Genomic DNA, 2690 nt, shown 5'->3' with positions numbered 1-2690 from the left:
CACCTCTTTTACATCCCCCTTTCGAGGGAGATTTTATCATAGGGTGGGTCAGTTTTACTTGACGATCGGGGGTCAATTCTATTTTACGATCTACAATTAACAAAGTACTCAACCTTGCATCTACCCATAAATGGTGCCATGACCTGATTCACAGCACCAAGGACGTTTCACATCTGGTCAGCAAGAAGACCTATAACAAGATTCTCAAGTTTAGGAACAAGCTCAATCAGAAACCAGAAGTTGTTTGATGGAACGCCGTGTGCGTTGAAAGGCGCACGCACGGTGTGAAGTGGGGGAAAAGGAGCCCGGACGGGTAATGCCGTCGGAGCGTCCTTACCTATCACTATTAGGTATATATTAGGTCGCCATGGTTTTCGCTTACCAGTATGAGGTGATCCTGGTCATACACAAATTCCACTGGCATTCCATTGTAGTATCGTAAACAATTTTCATGTGTTCTTATTAAATCTGCCGTAGTAAATGGCCGGTCCAGCCACTCCACATACTTTTGCCGGGAGTTAGAGAGCACGAAAGCAATGAACCATAGCTTGTGCAATATTCCATCAGGGTCTTTTAGCTTCTTTTCACCAAAATCCACTTGTACCTGATACCCCATGGGCGGGTCAGGAATGGCTTCATATTGTCTTTTATACACGGTTTTCGGTATGGCATGCTCCTTTCTCAATTGGTTAACTAAATTACCCACAGTTCTTTCGCAAACATTAATTTCGGTGTATTGTTCTTGCAGCCAGTCATAAACCTGGGCTGTAGATAAATCGGGATATTCTTTTAGCCAGCCCAGTATTTCGCCATGATAATCATCGAGCTTCTTCTTTCTGGTTTCCCTCCTCTCTAGGTATTGCTGATATTCTTCCGGCATCATGTTAATGTATTTGTAGACAGTGTTTCTGGAAACACCAGCATGCCTTGCTATCTGGGACACTTTCAGATTAAGTCTTTTTAATTCATGGATTTTTGAGTACATTTGCCACCTTTCTTCTCGATTCATATACCTCTCCCCGTATGATTGATTTTTTCCAGCTCAATCATACCGGAATTGGTGCTTTGTGGTAAATATTGTTGATTGTTATTTGCTGAAAGTTGTTAAGTTTATTTTACCGGTTACAACAACCTTGCCTCTTTCCGTTCTTCTCCGAAAAGATGCACCACAATCGCCGCATATGAGCAAATTCCTCAAAAGGTATTTCCCGTTATATTTACTGGTGCTGGATTCTACTATGCCATCATCTTTATGAAGTAATCTTGCACGCTTGGCCATATCTTCCTGCACCAAATCGAACACTTCTTCAGTAACAATCGCCGGATGGCTTTCTTTTACATAATACCTGTTGCGTTGTCCGATATTCTTGGCTTTTTTACCCGTCATAAAATCTTCTGTAAAAGTTTAAGGAATAGTTTTCATGATTCCAAAAGCTGATGTAGATCTCGCCGTCAGGAGTTTTAATCGGACACTGTTCAAGACCTTCGCCGTAGCCGTCACTGTTTTGTCCAGTCACAAAGTCAAGAAGCTCGGCGGTTTCTTCACCTGAAAGGGGGTCTCTTAACCCTGCGGTCATGACTCCCCACAGCTCACCGTCGACGATTTCAACTGACGGGTACAGGATATACACCTTTTTATTTATTGACTCGTCATGGATGTATTCTGCAAGTCCTCGGTCATTTTCAAAGAGACGGTTTTCTTTTGCAATGGCGGCGAGGATAGCGTCCTCATATACCACAGCCTCTGCAGGCGTAATCTCCAGCGGATTGTCATCCAATCCGTACTCGCCTTGAGGGTAAGTGATGATCTTCAAAGGGAAAAAAATACGCATTGTTTCGTTTGCCATTTTGAATTCCTCCATTCTTTATTGACATGATTAATTCGAAGCCCTAAAAAAGGGCACAAAAAAAGCGGAGTATCTTCGTTAGAAAATACAACCGCTGATTTTCAGAAATATAATTACATCCCGAAATGTAACATAAATTTGTTCCCCTATGTTGCTTTTTCTATCTTCATGGAAAGGACATATAACTCACTTAAAAACATAATTTTCGTCTCGGCTTTAAAAGTTGGTATCAAAAAAGGAAGCCTCCTATTGAAGCTTCCTCTTGAATACCCATATGATTTTTTACAATTGCGCATCCTTGTGCAAGATTTTGTTAAACTTCTCAAATCTCCTGCTAAGAATGGCTACATATTGATCAACTTCTTTGAAAAGAGGAGCCAAATTATCCTTCGTAAATTTTTGAAATTCCAGGAAACTTTGATTTTGGGGCGTTTTCTCATATTCTTCAAGTTTGACTTTCATTTCGCTTTTAACAAAATCACTTGGTTCTGAAGTTCTTTCCAAGATTTTGTCCGTAACACTTTTGGCTTTTTCACTTAGTTCCAGCCACTTTCTGTCGTTATACTTGCCAAACATCTCATCAACAATTTCTTTTATATTGTATGGATATTGGACCTCATCCTGAGAATCCAACAGTGTTATAAGATTGCTCCAGGCAAACTCTTTTTCAGTTGTATCCAAAGGTTCGTCCAAAAACTGACCGTAGTGAATCGCAACAGCTTTCCTAGATTACCGGGCAAGATTCTCTCTAGCAGTAGTTTACGAAATAGCAGCGTCTAAAACGCCTGAGTCCAGTAATACCAAGGATTTCAGAGGACGACTTTGTATTACCCCACCATAGAG

4 protein-coding genes are annotated in these 2690 nt (G+C 40.9%); all 4 read right to left on the bottom strand.

Features of this window, described 5'->3' with window-relative positions; all coding sequences use genetic code 11:
• Positions 1-346 precede the first annotated feature (346 nt).
• Entirely contained in the window at positions 347-1009 is a 663-nt protein-coding gene (locus BM299_RS18615) for a hypothetical protein (RefSeq protein ID WP_092488008.1), read from the bottom strand.
• Between the two features lie 78 nt (positions 1010-1087).
• A complete protein-coding gene (locus BM299_RS18610; RefSeq protein WP_114340155.1) occupies positions 1088-1387 on the bottom strand; it encodes a recombinase family protein in 300 nt (99 codons plus the stop codon).
• Entirely contained in the window at positions 1377-1847 is a 471-nt protein-coding gene (locus BM299_RS18605; RefSeq protein ID WP_092488005.1) for a hypothetical protein, read from the bottom strand. Before BM299_RS18605 ends, BM299_RS18610 begins: the two co-directional genes overlap by 11 nt.
• 282 nt (positions 1848-2129) lie before the next feature.
• The gene (locus tag BM299_RS18600) at positions 2130-2528 is read right to left on the bottom strand and encodes a hypothetical protein (RefSeq protein WP_131820692.1); all 399 of its coding nucleotides are present in this window, start codon (positions 2526-2528) and stop codon (positions 2130-2132) included.
• Positions 2529-2690 lie beyond the last annotated feature (162 nt).

It is taken from the genome of Desulfoscipio geothermicus DSM 3669, from assembly GCF_900115975.1.
GTDB lineage: Bacteria > Bacillota > Desulfotomaculia > Desulfotomaculales > Desulfallaceae > Desulfoscipio > Desulfoscipio geothermicus.
The sequence above is the reverse complement of the archived record's forward strand: the minus strand, read 5'-3'. Positions and strand labels throughout refer to the sequence as shown.